This is a genomic window from Streptomyces sp. NPDC087300 (genome assembly GCF_044744425.1).
GTDB lineage: Bacteria > Actinomycetota > Actinomycetes > Streptomycetales > Streptomycetaceae > Streptomyces.
Genome location: NZ_JBIUYI010000013.1, coordinates 56,136 through 76,403 on the forward strand (window position 1 = coordinate 56,136; position 20,268 = coordinate 76,403).

The following is a 20,268-nucleotide window of genomic DNA, read 5'->3' on the forward strand; positions in this document are numbered from 1 at the left end:
GAGCCATCGTGCCTCGTACCGTCAGGGACGTCGTCTTCGTGGACGGCGTCCGCACCCCGTTCGGCAAGGCGGGCCCGAAGGGCATCTACCACGAGACCCGTGCCGATGACCTCGTCGTGAAGGCCATCCGGGAGCTGCTGCGCCGCAACCCGGACCTCGACCCCGCCAAGATCGACGAGGTCGCCATCGCCGCGACCACGCAGATCGGCGACCAGGGTCTGACGCTCGGCCGCACCGCCGGCATCCTGGCCGGACTGCCGCAGTCCGTGCCCGGGTACTCCATCGACCGCATGTGCGCCGGTGCGCTGACCGCCGTGACCTCGGTCGCGGGCAGCGTCGCGTTCGGCGCGTACGACATCGCCGTCGCCGGTGGCGTCGAGCACATGGGCCGCCACCCCATGGGTGAGGGCGTGGACCCCAACCCGCGCTTCGTGAGCGAGAAGCTGGTCGACGAGTCCGCCCTGTTCATGGGCATGACCGCCGAGAACCTGCACGACCGCTACCCGAGCATCACCAAGCTGCGCGCCGACGAATACGCCGTGCGCTCGCAGGAGAAGGCCGCCAAGGCGTACGCCGACGGCAAGATCCAGGCCGACCTCGTACCGATCTCCGTACGCCGGACGAACGAGGAGGCCGGTGAGACCGGCTGGGGCCTGGCCACCGCCGACGAGCCGATGCGTCCGGGGACGACCCTGGAGAACCTGGCCGGGCTGAAGACGCCGTTCCGTACGCACGGCCGCGTCACCGCCGGTAACGCCGCGGGTCTCAACGACGGCGCCACCGCCTCCCTCATCGCCTCCGAGGAGTTCGCGCGGGAGAACGGCCTGCCGGTCAAGATGCGCCTGGTGTCGTACGCCTTCGCGGGCGTCGAGCCCGAGGTGATGGGCTACGGCCCGATCCCGGCGACGGAGAAGGCGCTCGCCAAGGCCGGTCTCGGCATCGGCGACATCGGCCTCTTCGAGGTCAACGAGGCCTTCGCCGTGCAGGTGCTCGCCTTCCTTGAGCACTACGGCATCGCCGACGACGACGCGCGCGTCAACCAGTACGGCGGCGCCATCGCGTACGGCCACCCGCTCGCCTCCTCCGGCGTACGCCTGATGACGCAGCTGGCCCGGCAGTTCGAGGAGCAGCCCGAGGTGCGCTACGGCCTCACGACCATGTGCGTCGGCTTCGGCATGGGCGCGACGGTCATCTGGGAGAACCCGAACCACAAGGACGCCGGAGGCGAGAAGTGAGCACCACGACCACCGCTGAGCTTCTGAAGGGTGCGGCCGAGCTGTTCCCCGACGAGGTCGTCACGCAGGCGCACGTGCGCCACCTCGACCTCCCCCACGGCGCCGGGCGCTTCGCGCTCATCACCCTGGACAACGGCTTCGACCACACCAAGCCGACCACCTTCGGCCCGGCCTCGCTCGCGAACCTGAACGCCGCGATCGACCAGGTCGAGAAGGAGGCGGCCGAGGGCGCCATCGTCGGTGTCGGCATCACCGGCAAGCCGTTCATCTTCGCCGTCGGCGCCGACCTCAAGGGCGTGGAGCTCCTCAAGCACCACGAGGACGCGCTCGCCATCGGCAAGGGCGGCCACGAGGTCTTCAAGCGCCTCTCGGGCCTGGCCGTGCCGACCTTCGCGTACTACAACGGTGCCGCGATGGGCGGTGGCGTCGAGGTCGGTCTGCACTGCACCTACCGCACCGTCTCCAAGGCGCTGCCCGCCTTCTCGCTGCCCGAGGTCTTCCTCGGCCTGGTCCCGGGCTGGGGCGGCTGCGCGCTGCTCCCGAACCTGATCGGCGCCGACAAGGCCGTCTCGGTCATCATCGAGAACTCGCTGAACCAGAACCGCCAGCTCAAGGGCAAGCAGGTCTTCGAGCTCGGCATCGCCGACGCGCTCTTCGAGGGCGCGGACTTCCTGGAGCAGTCGCTGATCTGGACGGCCTCCGTCCTGACCGGCTCGACCCAGGTCGTACGACCCGAGATCGACCGCGCCGAGGGCTGGGACGCCGCCGTCGCGCGCGGCCGTGCCATCGCCGACTCCAAGGTGCACGGGGCCGCGCCGGCCGCCTACCGCGCCCTGGAGATCATCGCCGCGGCCAAGGACGGGGACCTCCAGCAGGGCTTCGACGCCGAGGACACCGCGCTCGCCGACCTGATCATGGGCGGCGAACTGCGGTCGGGCATCTACTCGTTCAACCTCGTGCAGAAGCGCGCCAAGCGCCCCGCGGGCGCCCCGGACAAGAGCCTGGCGCGCCCGGTCACCAAGGTCGGCGTCGTCGGCGCGGGCCTGATGGCCTCGCAGCTGGCGCTGCTCTTCCTGCGCCGCCTCGAGGTGCCGGTCGTGCTGACCGACATCGACCAGGCGCGCGTCGACAAGGGCGTGGGCTACGTCCACGAGGAGATCGACAAGCTCCTCCTCAAGGGCCGCGTCAACCAGGACAAGGCCAACCGCCTCAAGGGCCTGGTCTCCGGTGTCCTGGACAAGGCCGAGGGCTTCGCCGACGCCGACTTCATCATCGAGGCCGTCTTCGAGGAGATCGGCGTCAAGCAGCAGGTGTTCGCGGAGGTCGAGGCGGTCGCCCCGGCGCACGCCATCCTCGCCACCAACACCTCCTCGCTGTCGGTCTCCGAGATGGCGTCGAAGCTGAAGCACCCCGAGCGGGTCGTCGGCTTCCACTTCTTCAACCCGGTCGCGATCCTGCCGCTCCTGGAGATCGTCCGCGGCGAGCAGACCGACGACGCCTCGCTGGCCACGGCGTTCGGTGTCGCCAAGAAGCTGAAGAAGACCGCGGTGCTCGTGAAGGACGCCCCGGCGTTCGTCGTGAACCGCATCCTCACCCGCTTCATGGGCGAGATCCAGAACGTGATCGACGAGGGCACCCCGGTCGCCGTCGCAGAGAAGGCCGTCGAGCCGCTCGGCCTGCCGATGTCGCCGCTGGTCCTCCTGGAGCTGGTCGGTCCGGCCATCGGTCTGCACGTCTCCGAGACGCTCAACCGTGCCTTCCCGGAGCGCTTCACGGTCTCCCCGAACCTCGCGGCCGTCGTCAAGGCGGGCAAGCGCGGCTTCTACGTGTACGACAGCGGGAAGCCGGAGCTCGACCCGGAGGTCGCCGCGCTCCTGAAGCAGGGCGACTCCGTCCTGACCGAGGAGCAGGTCCGCGACCGCGTCCTGGACGCCGTGGCGCAGGAGATCGGGCTCATGCTCGACGAGGGCGTCGTCGCCGAGGCCCAGGACATCGACCTCTGCCTGATCACCGGTGCGGGCTGGCCCTTCCACCTGGGCGGCATCACGCCGTACCTGGACCGTGAGGGCGTCAGCGAGCGGGTGAACGGGAAGCGGTTCCTGGCGCAGGGCGTGGCGAGCGTCCCGGCGTAACCTTTCGCCTGCCAGCAGCAGCACCAACGCGGCGGGGCCGTACGGGAGTTGATCCCGTACGGCCCCGCCGTCGTGCTGCTCAGACCCGCGTCCACGCCCCGAGCGCCAGGCCCGTCTCCGGCTTCTGCCGCGCGACGCGCAGCGTGCCGTCGACGCCGACGGCGGCGATGACGACCCTGCCCTGCGCGTCGAGCGCCAACGCCGGTGCGCCCAGGCACGGTTCGCCGGTCTCCGCCCACCACAGGCCCGCCGCCTCGTCCTCCGTGGGGAACGCCGCGATGGCGGGGCGGCCCGAGCGGGTGCGGTGGGCCAGGACCGTGCAGTCGTGGCCGTCTATGGTCGCGCGCAAGGCCGCCGTGGGGCCCTGGTCCGGTTCGCCGCCGAGCGGGACGGCGGCGTCGCCGGTCCCCGGGCGGTGCGCCAGGACGCCCTTCCCGGACGCGTCGACGGCGTAGTACGTGAAGCGGTCGTCACCGGTCTCCAGGGCCGTGCCTGAGCCGGGCGCGGGGGTCGGCGGGATGTCGTCCGCGCGCTTGAAGTCGCCGCCGCGCTTCTCCTGGGCCCAGTGCTCGGTGCCGTCGGCGGTGGGCGCGTAGACCTCGATGCGGCCGGTCGACGTGGTGAGGGCGACGATGCCGTCGAGGGCCTCGCTGCTCTTGAGGTCCTTCCAGTTCTCCCACTTGCCGCTCTTGTCCTCGCGGCGCAGCCGGACGCTGCGCACCCCGTCCCGTACGAAGACGTGGACGGTGCCCGCGGTGTCCACCGCGACGGCGGGGGCGCCGAGGTTCGGGGCGCGCTCGACGAGCTTGGTGTGCGGGTTCCCCGCGGTCCGCCAGTCCATGAGCGGGCGGCCCGACTGGTACTGGACGGTGTGCATGAGGTCGACGAGCTTCTTGCCCTCGCCGTCGCGCCGCTCGCGCCTGCCGATGAAGTGCACATAGCCGTCGTCGCCCTGCGCGAGCGTGAGGAACGTCAGGTCGGCGACCTCGAAGAATTCGGGTCCCGTCCACTCCGGGCCGCCGGGGCGCTCCTCGGTCCAGCGCAGGACTCCCCCCGCGGCGCGGGCGTACGCGGAGAGTCTGCCGTCCTTGCCGCGGAGCAGCCAGCGGCCGGTGTCGGGCGGGCCCGCGGCGGGGCGGGCGACGGTGGCTGCGGATTCCGCGACCGGAGGTCTGGAAGGCTTCCGCTCGGACTTTCGGGCGGACCTCGACGGCATGACTCGGCGCCAACCTTTCCACGTTCACCAGCGGGGGACATCGGTCCTTTAGTCTACGTTTGCCGTCCGCGAATGCGGCCGGGGGCACGGCCCGCGTGTGCCACCCTGGCGCCATGAGCACCCCGCACACCCTTCTCGTGGTCGACGCGGCGAACGTCGTCGGCTCCGTCCCCGACGGCTGGTGGCGCGACCGTCGGGGCGCCGCCGAGCGGCTGAGGGACCGGCTCGTCGGCTACGCGGCCGAGGGCCTGCCGGACCATCCGGGCCCGCTGGAGGTAGTCCTCGTCGTCGAGGGCGCGGCACGCGGCGTCGAGTCCGTGCCGGGCGTGCGGGTGGTCTCCGCGCCCGGCAGCGGCGACGACCGCATCGTGGAGCTGGCGGCCGAGGCCGCGGACAGGACGTGCCTGGTCGTCACGGCCGACCGCGAGCTGCGGCGCAGGGTCGGCGAGTGGGGCGCCGGGTGTCTGGGGCCGCGCACCGTGCACGGCCCGGGTCAGGCGCCCGGGTCCGCCCGTACGTAGAACACCGCGCCCTCGACCGTGAGCAGCGGCCGGTAGCCGGCCGCGAGGATCCGGTGCAGGGACGGCACCCGGTGCGGCGCGTACGGCTTGCCCTGGGAGTCGTCGACGACGAGCGCGGGCGGGTGGGCGCGCAGCTCCGCGCGGAAGACGGGCCAGGCACCCGCGACGCCGTACTTCTCGCCGACCCCGGGGCCGTTCCTGCCGCCGCTGTAGTTGGTGAGCAGTCCGGCCGTGAGGTAGCGGCTGGCGGGCGCGCGCCGGGCCAGCCAGTACGTCTCGGGGTGTATCCCCCACAGGAGCACCCGGTCGCCCGGGCCGGTGTGCGCCTGGACGACGGCGGCGAGCCGGGTCGCGTGCGCCAGTTCGGGCCGGGGCGCGAGCAGTCCCCAGGCCAGGAACAGCGCGCTCGCGCAGGCCGACACGGTCACCGCGCGTGCCGCGCGCCCCGGCAGGATCTGGAGCGCGGCGGCGCCCAACAGGGCGAGCGGCGGCATGAGTTGGAGGTAGTAGTGGCCGAAGAAGTGGAAGCCGAGCAGTACGGCGGCGACCGCGGAGGCGAGCCAGAGCCAGAGGTCGGCGGAGCCGGTGCGGGCGATGCGCAGGACGCGTACGACCGGGGGGACGATGCCCGCGCAGGCCGCGGCGAGGATCGCCGTGTTGCCCAACCCGCGCCCCAGGACGTGGAGTTCGGAGCCCGTGAAGGAGGCGTAGGCGCCCGAGCCCGTCACCGTCCAGAACAGGAAGCCGCCCGGGTCGGTCAGGAGGGCGGCGGCGACGACCGGGGCGGACAGGCCCGCGGCCAGGCGCAGGACGTCCCCGCGGGTCGCCCCGGACCGCCAGAGCAGCCAGCAGACCGGGAGCAGGACCGCTCCCCCGGTCTGCTTGGCGAGGAAGGCGCAGGCCACCGCCGCGCCCGCGGCGCCCCATCGGCGCCGGTCGGCGCACCACATGGCGGCGGCCGTGCAGGGCAGCATGAAGATCTCGAAGGTGGCCGCCTGCGCGTCCTCGGGGTTGAGGCCGATGGAGATCAGCAGGTGGAGGACGCCTGCGGTGCGGCCCGCGCGGTCGCCCCAGCGGCGCCGGGCGATCGAGGCGAGGAGCACCGCCGTCAGGAGCTGGGCGGCGACGGCGAGGACCTTCAGGGGCAGCAGCGAGTCGTCGCCGAAGAGCGCGAAGGCGCCCGCGTACAGCCAGGGGACGAGGGGCGGCTTGCGGTCGACGACCGTTTCGTAGAGCGTGCCGCCGTCGGCGAGCAGCCGCGCCTGGACGGCGAGATAGCCCTCGTCGGGGTTCCACAGGGGCCCCCGGAAGGAGGGCAGCCGGGTCGCGCACGCCAGCGCGGCAAGGAGCGGGAACAGCCGTGTCCAGTAGGGGTCGCGGAGGTCGGGGACGCACTCCGTGCGCGGGCCCGGCACCCGGGTGGCGCGTACGGAGCGTAGCGAGGCGGAGGGCGCGGCGGGCATACGGTGCACGCTATCCGGCCCCGCAGTTCCCGACGGAACGGGACATACGGGGCCGGTGAAGAAGCCTTGCCGAAAGGCCGGTGACTACCGTGCGTCGTCGGCGTGCGGGTCGCGCAGGTGCAGCCTGCTGTGCGAACGCCCGTACGCGAAGTAGATGACGACGCCGAGGACCATCCAGACGCCGAACCGCAGCCAGGTCTCCGCGGGCAGGTTGAGCATCAGCCACAGCGAGGCGAGGACCGAGAGGATCGGCACGTAGGGCACCAGCGGGGTGCGGAAGGCGCGCGGCAGGTCGGGGCGCTGCTTGCGGAGCAGGATGACGCCGAGGGCCACCACGACGAAGGCGAACAGCGTGCCGATGTTGACCAGTTCGGCGAGTTCGTCGATGGAGGTGAAGCCCGCGACGACGGCCACGATCCCGCCGAGCAGGACCGTCGAACGGTAGGGCGTGCCGAACTTCGGGTGCACCTTGGAGAAGGTCTGCGGGAGCAGTCCGTCGCGGCTCATCGCGAAGAAGACGCGGGTCTGGCCGAGCAGCAGGATCATGCAGACCGAGGTGAGTCCGACGGCCGCGCCGAAGCTGATCAGGCCCGCCCAGAAGGGGTGGTCGACGGCCTTGAAGGCGTCCGCGAGCGGTGCGTCCGTGGAGAGGTCGCTGTACTTCTGCATGCCGGTGACGACGACGGAGACGGCCACGTACAGGACCGTGCAGATGAGCAGCGAGCCGAGGATGCCGCGGGGGACGTCGCGCTGCGGGTTGTGGGTCTCCTCGGCGGCGGTCGCGACGATGTCGAAGCCGATGAACGCGAAGAAGACCACGGCCGCCGCGGTGAAGATGCCCATCACGCCGAAGTTCGACGGCGTGAAGCCGAAGATCAGCTGGACCAGCGGCGCGGTGATGCCGCCGCCGCCCTCGACGTGCTCGGCCGGCGGCACGAACGGGTCGTAGTTGGCGCCGGTGATGAAGAAGGCGCCGACGATGATGACCAGCAGGACGACGGTGACCTTGACGGCGACGATGACGTTCGTGACGCGCGACGACAGCTTCATGCCCGCGACCAGGATGGCGGTCAGGACGAGCACGAGCACGCAGGCCAGCAGGTCGAAGCCGAACTTCCCCTCGTGGGTGCCGCTGAGCGCCTGCGGCATGTGCAGGCCCGCGGTGTCCAGGAGCGAGCGCATGTACCCGGACCAGCCGACCGCGACCACCGCGCAGCCGAGCGCCAGCTCCAGGATCAGGTCCCAGCCGATGATCCAGGCGGGGAACTCCCCCAGCGAGGCGTACGAGAAGGTGTACGCGGAGCCGGCCACCGGCACGGTCGAGGCGAACTCGGCGTAGCACAGCGCCGCGAGGGCGCAGACGAGTCCCGCGACGACGAAGGCGAGGGCCACCGCGGGCCCCGCCGTCTCCTTGGCGATCTTTCCGGTCAGGACGAAGATGCCGGTACCGATGATGACGCCGACGCCGAAGACCGTGAGATCGAGGGCTGACAACGACTTCTTGAGCGCGTGCTCCGGCTCCTCGGTGTCCCTGATGGACTGCTCGACGCTCTTCGTCCTGAAGAGACTGCTGCTCACGGGCGTACCTCCCACGCTTGTCGTCCCCGACATGATCGAGAGGACGGGTACCCCGTAAGCCCCGGCACGGGCCCATTCACGCGAATGGGCCGGTCCCACCACCCGTACAGGGTGTGGAAACCGGCCCGTCGGCGGTGCGTGTTGACGTCAGTCGCGGGCGGGCTCCACGGAGTCCACGGCCGCGGCGGTGTTCCGCTCGAACCTGGCGTCCAGTTTGGCCACCAGACCCGTCACCTGGCGAGCGATGTCCGGGGCGGTCAGGCCGATCTCGGCCATGATCTCCTTGCGGGACGCGTGGTCGAGGAAGCGCGGCGGGATGCCGAAGTCGCGCAGCGGTACGTCGACGCCCGCGTCGCGCAGGGCCTGCGCGATCGCGGAACCTACGCCGCCCGCACGGGAGTTGTCCTCGACGGTGACCACGACGCGGTGCTGCTCGGCGAGCGGCGCCATCGCCTCGTCGACCGGCTTGACCCAGCGCGGGTCCACCACGGTCGTGGTGATGCCCTGCTTGTCGAGCAGATCGGCGATCTCCAGGCACATCGGCGCGAGCGCGCCGACGGAGACCAGCAGGACGTCCGCCTTGCCGGTGCCCGGCCTGCGCAGGACGTCCATGGCGCCGACCTTGCCGACGGCCTTGACCGCGGGTCCGACCGCGCCCTTGGAGTAGCGCACGACGGTCGGCGCGTCGTCCACCTCGACGGCCTCGCGCAGCTGGAGACGGACCTGGTCGGCGTCGCGCGGGGCGGCGATCCGCAGCGTCGGCACGCACTGGAGGATCGACATGTCCCACATGCCGTTGTGCGAGGCGCCGTCCGTGCCGGTGACGCCGGCCCGGTCCAGGACGAAGGTGACGCCGCACTTGTGCAGGGCCACGTCCATCAGGAGCTGGTCGAAGGCACGGTTCAGGAAGGTCGCGTAGACCGCGAAGACGGGGTGCAGTCCGCCGCTGGCCAGGCCCGCCGCCGAGACCGCCGCGTGCTGCTCGGCGATGCCCACGTCGTAGACCCGGTCGGGGAACGCCTTGGCGAACTTCGCCAGGCCGACCGGCTGGAGCATGGCGGCCGTGATCGCGACGATGTCCTCGCGCTCGTGACCGAGCTTGACCATCTCCTCGCCGAAGACCGAGGTCCAGTCCATGCCGCCCGCCGCGATGGGCAGGCCGGTGTCGGGGTGGATCGGGCCGATGCCGTGGAAGTGGTCGGCCTCGTCCTCCTCGGCGGGCTTGTAGCCCCGGCCCTTCTCGGTGATGCAGTGCACGATGACCGGGCCGCCGAAGCGCTTGGCGCGCTGGAGGGCGGACTCCAGGGCCTCGACGTCGTGGCCGTCGATCGGGCCGACGTACTTCAGGCCGAGGTCCTCGAACATGCCCTGCGGGGCGATGAAGTCCTTGAGGCCCTTCTTGGCGCCGTGCAGGGTCTCGTAGAGCGGCTTGCCGACGACCGGCGTGCGCTCCAGGAGGTCCTTGCCGCGGGCCAGGAACCGCTCGTAGCCGTCGGTCGTGCGCAGCGTCGCCAGGTGATTGGCGAGCCCGCCGATCGTGGGGGCGTAGGAGCGTTCGTTGTCGTTGACGACGATGACGAGCGGGCGGTCCTTGGCGGCGGCGATGTTGTTCAGCGCCTCCCAGGCCATGCCGCCGGTGAGCGCGCCGTCACCGATGACGGCGACCACGTGGTCGCCGTTGCCGCGCACCTCGTTGGCCTTGGCCAGGCCGTCGGCCCAGCCGAGGACCGTGGAGGCGTGGCTGTTCTCGATCACGTCGTGCTCGGACTCGGCGCGCGAGGGGTAGCCGGACAGGCCGCCCTTGGAGCGCAGCTTGCCGAAGTCCTGGCGGCCGGTGAGCAGCTTGTGCACGTAGCTCTGGTGGCCGGTGTCGAAGAGGACCTTGTCCTTGGGGGACTCGAAGACGCGGTGCAGGGCGATGGTGAGCTCGACCACGCCGAGATTGGGGCCGAGGTGGCCGCCGGTCTTGGAGACGGCGTCGACGAGGAATCCCCTGATCTCTCCGGCCAGCTGGTTCAGCTCCTCGGCGCTGAGCCGGTCCAGATCGCGCGGTCCCGTGATGCGGGTCAGCAGCGGCACCCGTGCCTCCTTGCAGTAGAGCTGAGATGTGCTGTTCGAGCGTTGCCGGGTCTGTCGAGTCTAATGTTCCGCGACTGACGACCGCGTCCGGGAGGCGTATTCCGGGTCACACGAACAGACGCACTGGACGAGGAACAGGTGTTCCTCGTCCAGTGCGTCTGGGGCGCCCTTCATGCCCCGGGGCTCCGCCCCGGACCCCGCTCCTCAAACGCCGGAGGGGCTGAAATTCGGGCCCCGTAAGGGGCGCGGGGAACTGCGCGACCAGCCAAAATCGGCCCGCAGCCAGAGAAGCGGCCCAAGGGACAGCTCAGGGGAACGCTACGCGCGCCCCGCGGACTTCTGCGTGCGCCGGGAGACGGAGTCGATGACCACCGCCGCGAGCAGAACCGCGCCCGTGATCATGTACTGAATCTCACTCGCCATACCCAGCAGGTTCAGGCCCTGCTGGATCGACTGGATCACCAGCATGCCGAGGAGCGCGGACCAGACCTTGCCGCGCCCGCCGAAGAGGCTCGTGCCGCCGATGACCGCCGCGGCGATCACCATCATCAGCGTGTTGCCGCCGCCCAGGCTCTTCGTCGCGCCGCCGGAGAGGCTCGCGATGAAGAGGCCGCCGAAGGCCGCGAGCATGCCGGATATGGCGAAGACGGTGATCCGGACCCGGTCCACGTTGATGCCGGCGCGGCGCGCGGCCTCCGCGTTGCCGCCGACCGCGAAGACCTGGCGGCCGAAGGTGGTGCGCCGGGCCACGAAGTCCGCGATCACCAGGACGGCGAGGAAGAGCACCAGGGCCAGCGGCAGGCCGCGGGCGCCCTCGGGCTCGTTCAGCTCGTAGGCCGCGCCGCCCGCGAGGACGGCGACGACGACGGTGCGCAGCACGATCTCGCTGACCGGCCGCGACGGCAGGCCCGCGGTCTTGCGGCGGCGGCTGTCCAGGAGCAGCGACCCGGCGTACGCGACGATGGCGACGGCCGCGAGACCGTACGCCGCGCCCTTCTCCGCGAAGAAGTGCCCGGTCAGGTCCTCGACGACGCTGCCTTCGGGCGTGTTGATGCTGCCCTCGCTGCCCATCAGCCAGATCTGCAGACCGCTCCAGCCGAGGAAGCCCGCGAGGGTGACCACGAAGGCGGGCACGCCGATCTTGGCGAAGAAGAAGCCGTGGGCGGCGCCGATGACCAGGCCGGAGGCGATGGCGATGAACACCGCGAGCCAGTCGTTCAGGCCGTGCGTGACGCTCAGGACGGCCCAGACGGCCGCGCCCATGCCCGCCACCGAGCCGACCGAGAGGTCGATCTCGCCGAGCAGCAGGACGAAGACGATGCCGACGGCCATGATGCCGAGGCCGGAGGTGAAGACCGCGATGTTCGCGAGGCTGCTCGCGTCCAGGAAGTGGTCGTTCTTCAGCTGGAAGATCAGCGCGATGACGATCAGGCCGATGACGACGGGCAGCGAGCCCAGCTCACCGCCGCGCATCTTGCGCTTGAACTCGGTCCAGTAGCCGGCCAGGCCCTCCTCGCGGATGAGCAGGCGCGGGTCGACGGCCGGGACGGGCGCCGCCGAGGCGTCGGCCGCGGCGGGCGCTTCGGTGTCGGGCTTCGGGGTCTTGGCGAGGTCGCTCACTTCGCGTCCTCCTTCGTAACCGTGGCCGTACGCGCCCTGCGGCGGGTCACGGCGTTGTCCGTGGCGCCGGTGATGGCGGCGATGATCTCTTCGTTGGTGGTGTCGGCGACGGAGAAGGTGCCGTTGTTGCGGCCGAGCCGCAGCACCGCGACCTTGTCGGCGACGGCCTTCACGTCGGCCATGTTGTGGCTGATGAGGATCACGCCGTGGCCGCGCTCGCGCAGCCGCTCCACCAGGTCGAGGACCTGGGCGGTCTGCTCGACGCCGAGGGCCGCGGTGGGCTCGTCGAGGATGACGACCTTGGGGTCGCCGACCAGCGCGCGGGCGATGGCGACGACCTGGCGCTGACCGCCGGAGAGCGCCGCGACCGGGATGCGGACGCTGGGGATGCGGATGGAGAGGGTGTCGAGGAGTTCCCTCGCCCGCTTCTCCATCTTGATCTCGTCGAGGACGGAGACGCTCTTCAGCTCGCTGCCGAGGAACAGGTTGGCGACGACGTCGAGGTTGTCGCAGAGCGCGAGGTCCTGGTAGACGGTGGCCACGCCGAGGTTCTGGGCGTCGTGCGGCCGTCCGATGCGGACGCTCCTGCCCTCCCACTCGATGGTGCCGTCGTCGATCGGGTGAACGCCCGAGATCGTCTTGACGAGGGTGGACTTTCCGGCGCCGTTGTCGCCGACGAGGGCGACCACCTCACCGGTGCGGATTTCGAGGTCTACGTCCGTGAGCGCCTGGACGGCGCCGAACCGCTTGGAGACCCCGCGCAACGCCAGCACGGGCGTAGCGGACACGTGAATCATCTCCTTCGCCGCCTGACCGGCGGGGATGGTGGTGCAACAAGGGCAGGTCCGGTGCCCGCCCCTCCGATTGCGGGGCGGTTTGCGGGGCGGGCACCGGGCCGGTACTGGAGGCCGTCGCACGTACGCGCCCGTGGAGCGCTCTCACGCTCCGGGGCACTCACTTCGTACGAACGGCTTTACCGCAAGCGGGCGTTACTTGATACCCGCCGCGTCGCACGCCTTCTTGTACTGGGCCGTGCAGATCTCGCTGACCTTGTAGACCTTGTCCTTGACGATCGTGTCGGCGACGTCGTCCTTGGTGATCGCCTCGGCGTCGTACAGCTTGGCCGGGATGTCCTTGAAGTCGCCGCTGAGCGAGTCGACCTTGCGGTCGGTGACGTCGTCGATGTCCTTGCCCTTGAGCAGGCGCACGGCGATCTCGGCGGTGGTCTGCGCCTCCGGCTTGATCTGCTTGTAGATCGTGTAGTCCTGGGTGCCGCTCAACAGGCGCTGCACGCCCGCGAGTTCGGCGTCCTGGCCACCGACGGGGACCTTGATGCCGCGCTGCTTGAGCGCGGTGATCACGCCGCCCGCCATGCCGTCGTTTGCGGCGTAGACGCCCTGGATGCCGTCCTTGCCGAGCTTGTCGATCGCGGAGGACATCTTGCGGTTCGCCTCGTCCGAGGACCACTCGGGGATGTCCTGCTCGTACGCGATCTTCTTGACGGCCTTGTCGAGGACCGAGTGGGCGCCCTTCTTGAAGAAGGGGGCGTTCGGGTCGGTCGGCGAGCCGTTGATCATGACGACGTTGGCGTCCTTGGCCTTGGCGCCGAGCGCCTTGACCATGGCACCGCCCTGGAGGCGGCCGATCTTCTCGTTGTCGTACGACACGTAGGCGGACAGCGGGCCCTCGGCCAGGCGGTCGTACGCGACGACCTTGACGCCCTGCTTGTCGGCCTGCTTGACCCACGACTTCGTCGACTTGTAGTCGACGGCGTCCAGGATGATCACCTTGATGCCCTGCGTGACAAGGGCGTCGAACTGCTTCTTCTGGGTCTCGATGTCCCCGGCGGCGTTGTTGTACTTCACGTCGCAGTCGGAGCAGAGTTCCTTGATCTTCGACTCCATGATGGGGCGGTCGAAGGTCTCGTAACGCGTGGTCTTGTTCTCGGGGAGCAGCAGACCGATGGTCTTGCTGTCGCCGCTGCCCTTGTCGTCGTCGCCGTCGCCGGCCTTGCCGCAAGCGGTCATGGCGAGTGCCATCGAAACCGCGGCCGTGCCTATGACGACGCGACGCGTCATTGCGTTCATGGTGGGGTGCCTCCCTGACGAGGCCGCGTCGTTGCGGCCGAGGTGGCTCGAAGTCAACTCGGCCGCCACACCAGCGTCAAGGAGTAAATCCTTAACGAGATGACAACGGTGCCATGCGTTATCTAAGTGAAGGCAGGTGCGCCCGCAGGGAGAGATCCGTCCAAAAGGGTTGAATCGCCCATCTCGCTGAGCGCGAGGGCCAGCGCGCCGAGCACCTCGGCCCGGCCGCCAAGTGCCCCGGGAAGGACGGACAGTTGGCGCGCGGCGCTCGGGATCGCGTACCGCCCGACCGACTCCCTGATCGGTCCGAGCACCAGCTCACCGGCCTCCGCGAGGTCCCCGCCGAGCACGACACGGGAGGGGTTGAGGAGGTTGCAGAGGTTCGCCACGCCGCTGCCGATGTGCCGCCCGACGTCCGCGATCACCCGGCGGCAGCCCGGGTCCCCGTCGCGCGCGAGACCGACCACGCGCTCCATGGTCAGATCGGTGCCGTGGCTCGACTGGAGCAGCGGCAGGACGTACCGGGCCGCGGTGAAGGTCTCCAGGCAGCCGCGGTTGCCGCAGCGGCAGACGGGTCCCGACTCGTCCAGGGTGATGTGCCCGATCTCGCCCGCGGTGCCGCCGGGCCCCCGGTAGATCCGGCCACTGATCACCAGGCCCGCGCCGACCCCGCTGGCGACCTTGATGTACGCCAGGTCCTTGACGCCACGGCCGCTCCCCCAGACCAGCTCGCCGAGCGCGCCGAGGTTGGCGTCGTTGTCGACGTGCACCGGCACGCCGAGCCTGCTGGCGAGCTCCTCGGCGGGCTTGGTGCCCGTCCAGCCCGGCAGGATCGACGTCGAGCCGAGCGTGCCCGACTCCACGTCGATGGGTCCCGGCACGCCGAGCCCGACGCCCGCGATCTTCGCGCGGTCCACGCCGGTGGCCGTGAGCAGCCTGCTGACCAGCTGCTCGGCCCGGTCGAAGCCCTGCGCGGCGGAGGCGTCCACGTCCAGCGGCTCGGACTCCTCGGCGAGCACCTGGTGGGCGAGGTTGCCGATCGCCACGCGCAGGTGGGTGTGGCCGAAGTCGACGCCGATCACGATGCCCGCGTCACCGCTCAGCGAGACGCTGCGGGCCCGCCTGCCGCCCGCCGAGGTGGGCGTGACCTCGACCGTGCCGCCGTCCTTCAGCTCCCGGACGATGTTGGAGACCGTCGCCGCCGACAGGCCCGTCGTCCGCGCGATCTCCGCCTGCGTGAGCGATCCGGCGAGCCGTACGGCGCGTACGACCCGTTCGAGATTGGCCCGGTGCAGAGAGGACTGCGACCCCGGAGTCTCCATTGACTCTCACCCTTTGCCCTATTTCGGGCTACCCCGAAGGCACCCGTGACGCCGGTCCCGGAAATGAGCACCGGGCCATGTACAAGTTGTGAACTCCAAACTCTGCTGAAGGAGATGCCGCAGTCAAGTCCTTGACGGAGATCCGGCCTGGGTGACCTCGCCTCCCGCGCGGGCCCGCTCACTGGACGGACCTGCTCCGCATCGCCGCTCCCGCACACGCTCACCACCTGTGCCCTCACCCCCTTCCGCGCGCCCGACCCGGCGAGGACGCGTGTAAGAGGTGTCGGCACGGCGCCCCCCTCCCCGCCGGTACGCCGACCGCCCTCCCTCCTCCCGCACCCGCCCTCTTGCCGGGGTTCACGGGGCACGAGACGCTGCTTGGTCCGTTGCGCGGCTCGTGCGACCCGAGGGGACCCGGTGGAACGACTGACGGCGAACGATCCGGCGGAGGTCGGGCGCTACCGCTCGCTCGCGGAGCTGGGCAGGGGCGGCATGGGCCGGGTCCTGCTGAGCAGCGCCCCGGACGGCAGCCTGGTCGCGCTCAAACAGGTGCACACCCAGTTCGTCGAGGACGACGGCTTCCGGGCCCGTTTCCGGCGCGAGGTGGCGGCCTCCCGCAAGGTGTCCGGCGCGCACACGTCGGCGGTGATCGACGCCGACGCGGATGCCGAAGAGCCGTGGCTGACCTCGGAGTTCGTGCCGGGCCCCTCGCTCCAGGAGGCCGTGACGGCCGTCGGTACGCTGCCCGAGGAAGCGGTCCTCCGCATGGCCGCGGGGCTCGCCGCCGCCCTGGTCGACATCCACCGGGCCGGGCTCGTGCACCGCGACCTGAAACCGTCCAACGTGCTGCTCACCGACGACGGACCCCGGGTCATCGACTTCGGCATCGCCCGTGCCACCGACGGCGGGACGGGCACCGAACTGACCCACTCCGGACGGCTCGTCGGCTCCCCCGGCTTCATGTCACCCGAACAGGCTCAGGGACAGCCCGTCGGCCCCGCCAGCGACGTGTTCTCACTGGGCACGGTCCTGGTGATGGCCTGCACGGGCGCGTGCCCCTTCGTCGGCCCCTCGATGCCACAGACCCTCTACAACATCGTGTACGTCGAACCGGACCTCGGCGCGCTGCCCGCGAAGGTCCGGCCGCTGGTGGCCCGTTGCCTGGCCAAGGACCCGGCCGAGCGGCCGAGCCCCGCCCGCCTCCTCGACGACATCGGCCGGATCGCGCGGCCCGCGCGGCCCTGGCCCACCGAGGTGCACGAGCTGATCGCGGCGCAGCAGGCCGAGATAGCCGCGCTCCAGGCGGAGTTGGCGCGGCGCACGGGAGGTCCCACCGATGCCACCGCTCCCACCGATCCCACCGCTCCCACCGATCCCACCGAGACGGCGCCCCCGCCCGGCCGGGACCGGCCCCGGTTGCCCGTCCTCGTGGGCACGGGGCTCGTGGTCGCCGCGCTGACCGCCGCCGTCGTCGTCGCCCTTGACCCCGGCGGCGGCCCCGACACCCGTACCGTCGAGAGGCCGCCACGGCCGACCGCCGCGGTCGAGCGGACGCCCGAGGCGCCTACCCGGGCGCCGACCACCGAGGCGCCGCCCGTCGAGGAGGCGACCGGGCCCGACACCGAGCCCTCGGCCGCCGACGAACCGACCCGGCGGGCCCCGACGCGGATCGAGACCCGGCCGAGCACCCGGCCCGCGGCCATCGCCGACTGCGGCGGACAGCCGCTGAACAGGCCCGGCACCCTGCTGGTGGCCTGCGGCGACGGTGGCGCCGGACTCAAGAACCTGACGTGGACGGGCTGGGGCTCGCCGGTCGCGCGGGCCCAGGGGCGGGGCTGGCAACGGATCTGCTCCCCCAGCTGCGCGGAGGGCAGGCAGGCGCAGTACTCGGTGGACGTGGTCGTGTCCGGCCTGAACGGGGGCCGCTATACGACGATGCGGGTCACGGCACCGCAGGCGCCCGGCGGGGGCGTCACGAACTACTCGCTCGACGCGTACGGGCCGACGCAGCGCGGCTGACCCGGCCCGCTCACCCGCCTCGTCCTCGGGCCATCCCCCCCTTGTCCCGGGCCGCTCACACGCCCCAGGCCGTGAACGCCCCCCAGTGGACCGGCGAGGCGAACGGGCGCTCCGTCGGGGGCATCGCGTGCGCCCCGTACCGTTCGCTCAGCTCGCCCAGGTGCCGGTGCGACCGGGCGTAGTGCGCGAGCTCCTCCCCCGTGAGGCGGCGCAGCCAGCCGCGCGAGCGGGCGAGGGCCGGTGCCGGACCGTGTCCCTCGGCGAGCAGTTCGTAGAACCGCGTCATCAGGAACGCCGTCGCCATGTCGTCCACCTGCCACAGGCTGGTCACCGCGCAGGCTGCGCCCGCCTGGAGGAAGGCGGCGGGCAGACCGAGGAATTCGTCGGGCGTCTCGATGATTCCGTAGTGCCCCGACTGACAGGCGCTGGCCACCGTCAGCCTGCAGAGCGGGAGTTGGTGCCGTACGAGGGTGTCCATGTCCAGCCGGCCGTCGGCGAGCGCGAGGGAACCGCCTGGACCGTCGGAGACCGCGCTGCCGTGACAGCTCAGATGCAGATACGAGGCGTCGGCGAGGTGGTCGAGCACCCAGCCCACGGTGGCCTCGTCGCCCACCGCGTGGCTGACCTCGCCGCACGGCCCGAACAGGTCGACGATCTCGGCGAGTTCACTGCGGCTGCCGGGCAGCGAGCCGTCGGGATCGGTGACGGCCACGAGGCGCGGCACGGCTTGGGGCGGACGCGCGGCCCTGGCGCGGGACGCGGCGTGGACGGCGGCGGAGGGGGCGACGATCAGGGTGCCGATGTCGTCGATGACGCGGTCCGCGCCGGGGTCGGTATCGGTGTCGGTGTCGGTGTCGGTGTCGGTGTCGAGCGGCACGGCGTGCAGCGGGACCAGGCCGAGCAGACCGGTGGGGATGACGACCGCTTCCCCGCCCGGCTCGTCCGTGAGGAGTTCGGCGAGCGGGCGCAGGAGCGGCGCCAGGACCGTGAGCCGCTCCAGGGTCGCGGGGAACTCGCGTCGCCGCTTGAGCCGGGGGCCTGCTGGACGAGCCACAGCCCGGCGGTCTCGTCCTCCGTGTTCACGACCAGGAGCTGGAGCAGGGTGATGCTGCTGATCTCGGGGACGTGCACGGCCCGCACGGCGGGTTCCGTGCCGGTGACCACCAGGACGTAGCTGCCCCAGGGCGCGTTGACCAGATACGCGAGCGGGGCGCCGCCCGCCGCCCTGACGATGTCGCGCAGTTCGGTGGTGCGCAGGAAGTCGTCGAAGCCGGGGATCGTCCTGATCTCCTCGACCACGGTGCGCAGTCGGCGTTCCGCGACGGCCTGTTCGCGTGCCTCGGGGGCGAGTCCGGTGGGCGTCGTCGCGGACGCTCCGGTGATCGAGGCTCCGTAGCGGGACCGCGCCTCGCGGTAGCGGCGGGCCATGACGGGGTCGACGCCTTCGAGCTCGGCGAGGTCCGCCGCGCCACGCCCGGCCACCACCGAGAGCTCGCAGGCGAGGCCGCGTTCGACGGCCTCCACCGCGCGCTCGGGGCGGCCCGCGCGGGCCAGCAGGAAGGCGGTCCAGCGGGCGAACCTGTCCACTTGCACGAGCACGCCGCGGCGGCTCGCGACGGTGACCTGGGCGTCGTAGAGGGCGCTCACGGCGGTGAGCATGCCGGTGGCGACGTCGGCCGCCTCACTCCACTGTTCCCTCTCGGCAAGGGAGTTGATGAGTTCCCTGGCGATGTTGAGATACAGGGAGGGCGCCAGGACGGGTGACACGGCGGCCAGGGCGGTGCGGCGCAGCCGGAGGCTCGCGGCGCTTTCGGGACCGTCGAGCAGATCGCTCGCCTGGGCGAGCAGCCAGGTGATGCGACCGGTGTTGAGGGGCCCGGGGCGCGCCGCGGACACGTCGAGCGCGGCGCTCGCGGCGGCCCGCGCGCCGCGGGCGTCAGGGGGATCCCGCTTGAGCAGGAGATCGGCCAGGTTGCACTGGGCCTGTGACCAGAGGGCGGGATCGTCGCCGGGGGCGAGGTGGTGGAGTGCGCCCCGGTAGCAGCGCTCCGCCTCGGGCAGGTCGTCGGGCTCGGCGCGGCGCTGGAGGAGCAGGCCCAGATTGACCATGGAGTAGGCCCAGTTGACGGCGGAGCGCTCCGGGGAGCGCTCTTCGAGACCGGCCCTCATGTGATCGATGCCGAGGGTGAGGTCGGCGGGTCCGCCGTCGGGGCGCTCCGAGAGGAGCAGGCCGTAGTTGGTCTGGATCCGTGCCCAGAACTCGGGGTGCTCGCCCCGGTCGAGCCGGCTGGCGCGGGCCAGCAGGTCGCGGGCGGCCTCCCAGACCTCCAGACGGTCGCCGTCGTCGCGCAGGTGGAGGGCGCTGGCGAGGTTGTTGGCGGCGCTCACCCACTCCAGGCTGCCCTCGGGCAGCCTCGCGAGGGCGTGTCCGACCAACTCGAAGACCTCCGAGATGTCGGTGTCGAGCCCGGCGTGGACGGCGCCCACCAGACGTTCGCAGAGCAGCTCGGTGAGCGCGGCCGCCGCTTCCTCGTCGCCGAGGTCGACGGCGAGCGCGAGCCCCTCGCGGGCCGCCTGGATGCTCGCGGGCCCCTGGGTGGCGACGGCCTCCTCGTACAGCTCCCCGAGTCGTTCGTAGAGATCGCCGCCGAAGCCGGCCAGGGACTCGAAGTAGCGTCGCAGCGCCTCGTCCTGCGGCGTACGGCCGTCGGTCAGTTCCTCCAGGAGTCGCTGGCGCCACCGCAGGAGCGGGGCCTGCGGGCTTCCTTCGGCCTCGCGCAGCTCCTCGCGTCCGGCGTCCCGCACCGTAGTGCCCTCGGTCAACTCCGGCCGGGTACGCAGGAGTTCATCGAGCTCGTCCGGCTTGCTCGTCATGACGGCGTACAGGAGGCCGCTCATCTCGGCGTCCGCGCGCTCCTGGGCGAGGTACTGGAGGAACATCCCGTAGTTGTCGGCCACCGACTGCCCCTGCGGCAGCACGTGCGCGTGGGCCGCCG

The 20,268-nt window shown here is 71.5% G+C and carries 13 protein-coding genes; 4 read left to right on the forward strand and 9 right to left on the reverse strand.

All coding sequences use genetic code 11. From position 1 onward, the window contains the following. Window positions 1–8: 8 nt before the first annotated feature. Both ACIO9J_RS38980 and ACIO9J_RS38985 read left to right on the forward strand, forming a co-directional pair. A complete protein-coding gene (locus ACIO9J_RS38980; protein WP_402009875.1) occupies window positions 9–1,235 on the forward strand; it encodes a thiolase family protein in 1,227 nt (408 codons plus the stop codon). Next, window positions 1,232–3,367, forward strand: a complete 2,136-nt coding sequence (locus tag ACIO9J_RS38985) for a 3-hydroxyacyl-CoA dehydrogenase NAD-binding domain-containing protein (protein ID WP_402009877.1) — start codon at window positions 1,232–1,234, stop codon at window positions 3,365–3,367. The genes ACIO9J_RS38980 and ACIO9J_RS38985 overlap by 4 nt, the downstream gene beginning before the upstream one ends. 79 nt (window positions 3,368–3,446) lie before the next feature. On the opposite strand, the gene ACIO9J_RS38990 is transcribed toward ACIO9J_RS38985, so the two are convergent. Continuing rightward, complete coding sequence (locus ACIO9J_RS38990; protein ID WP_402009879.1) at window positions 3,447–4,583, reverse strand: hypothetical protein; 1,137 nt, start codon at window positions 4,581–4,583, stop codon at window positions 3,447–3,449. A gap of 113 nt (window positions 4,584–4,696) precedes the next feature. Between ACIO9J_RS38990 and ACIO9J_RS38995 the strand changes: the two genes are divergently transcribed. Continuing rightward, window positions 4,697–5,104 carry an NTP pyrophosphohydrolase gene (locus ACIO9J_RS38995; RefSeq protein ID WP_402009881.1) on the forward strand — a complete coding sequence of 136 codons (408 nt, stop codon included), beginning with the start codon at window positions 4,697–4,699 and terminating at the stop codon, window positions 5,102–5,104. On the opposite strand, the gene ACIO9J_RS39000 is transcribed toward ACIO9J_RS38995, so the two are convergent. The 7 genes from ACIO9J_RS39000 to ACIO9J_RS39030 all read right to left on the reverse strand — a co-directional run bounded on the left by ACIO9J_RS39000 (window position 5,077) and on the right by ACIO9J_RS39030 (window position 15,253). After that, window positions 5,077–6,567, reverse strand: a complete 1,491-nt coding sequence (locus ACIO9J_RS39000; RefSeq protein ID WP_402009883.1) for an ArnT family glycosyltransferase — start codon at window positions 6,565–6,567, stop codon at window positions 5,077–5,079. The genes ACIO9J_RS38995 and ACIO9J_RS39000 overlap by 28 nt on opposite strands. A gap of 84 nt (window positions 6,568–6,651) precedes the next feature. Next, window positions 6,652–8,178, reverse strand: a complete 1,527-nt coding sequence (locus ACIO9J_RS39005) for an amino acid permease (RefSeq protein ID WP_402009884.1) — start codon at window positions 8,176–8,178, stop codon at window positions 6,652–6,654. Between the two features lie 114 nt (window positions 8,179–8,292). Beyond that, window positions 8,293–10,224, reverse strand: a complete 1,932-nt coding sequence (gene dxs / locus ACIO9J_RS39010; protein ID WP_402009886.1) for a 1-deoxy-D-xylulose-5-phosphate synthase — start codon at window positions 10,222–10,224, stop codon at window positions 8,293–8,295. 318 nt (window positions 10,225–10,542) lie between these two features. Beyond that, on the reverse strand, window positions 10,543–11,844 hold the full coding sequence (locus ACIO9J_RS39015; protein ID WP_402009888.1) for a sugar ABC transporter permease: 1,302 nt from the start codon (window positions 11,842–11,844) through the stop codon (window positions 10,543–10,545). After that, the gene (locus tag ACIO9J_RS39020; protein WP_098245374.1) at window positions 11,841–12,641 is read right to left on the reverse strand and encodes an ATP-binding cassette domain-containing protein; all 801 of its coding nucleotides are present in this window, start codon (window positions 12,639–12,641) and stop codon (window positions 11,841–11,843) included. The genes ACIO9J_RS39015 and ACIO9J_RS39020 overlap by 4 nt, the downstream gene beginning before the upstream one ends. A 192-nt stretch (window positions 12,642–12,833) precedes the next feature. Next, on the reverse strand, window positions 12,834–13,931 hold the full coding sequence (locus tag ACIO9J_RS39025; protein WP_402009890.1) for a substrate-binding domain-containing protein: 1,098 nt from the start codon (window positions 13,929–13,931) through the stop codon (window positions 12,834–12,836). Window positions 13,932–14,053: 122 nt separating this feature from the next. Then, on the reverse strand, window positions 14,054–15,253 hold the full coding sequence (locus ACIO9J_RS39030; RefSeq protein ID WP_402009892.1) for an ROK family protein: 1,200 nt from the start codon (window positions 15,251–15,253) through the stop codon (window positions 14,054–14,056). A gap of 417 nt (window positions 15,254–15,670) precedes the next feature. Between ACIO9J_RS39030 and ACIO9J_RS39035 the strand changes: the two genes are divergently transcribed. After that, entirely contained in the window at window positions 15,671–17,272 is a 1,602-nt protein-coding gene (locus tag ACIO9J_RS39035) for a protein kinase (protein WP_402009894.1), read from the forward strand. A 55-nt stretch (window positions 17,273–17,327) separates the two neighbouring features. On the opposite strand, the gene ACIO9J_RS39040 is transcribed toward ACIO9J_RS39035, so the two are convergent. Further along, window positions 17,328–18,326, reverse strand: a complete 999-nt coding sequence (locus ACIO9J_RS39040) for a CHAT domain-containing protein (RefSeq protein WP_402009895.1) — start codon at window positions 18,324–18,326, stop codon at window positions 17,328–17,330. Window positions 18,327–20,268: the final 1,942 nt, after the last annotated feature.

What these genes read in the sequence shown, in the direction of transcription:
- ACIO9J_RS38990 (WP_402009879.1), bottom strand. Translation starts at nt 4,583, where the DNA reads ATGCCGTCGAGGTCCGCCCGAAAGTCCGAGCGGAAGCCTTCCAGACCT.
- ACIO9J_RS38995 (WP_402009881.1), top strand. Translation starts at nt 4,697, where the DNA reads ATGAGCACCCCGCACACCCTTCTCGTGGTCGACGCGGCGAACGTCGTC.
- ACIO9J_RS39000 (WP_402009883.1), bottom strand. Translation starts at nt 6,567, where the DNA reads ATGCCCGCCGCGCCCTCCGCCTCGCTACGCTCCGTACGCGCCACCCGG.
- ACIO9J_RS39005 (WP_402009884.1), bottom strand. Translation starts at nt 8,178, where the DNA reads ATGTCGGGGACGACAAGCGTGGGAGGTACGCCCGTGAGCAGCAGTCTC.
- ACIO9J_RS39020 (WP_098245374.1), bottom strand. Translation starts at nt 12,641, where the DNA reads ATGATTCACGTGTCCGCTACGCCCGTGCTGGCGTTGCGCGGGGTCTCC.
- ACIO9J_RS39025 (WP_402009890.1), bottom strand. Translation starts at nt 13,931, where the DNA reads ATGAACGCAATGACGCGTCGCGTCGTCATAGGCACGGCCGCGGTTTCG.
- ACIO9J_RS39030 (WP_402009892.1), bottom strand. Translation starts at nt 15,253, where the DNA reads ATGGAGACTCCGGGGTCGCAGTCCTCTCTGCACCGGGCCAATCTCGAA.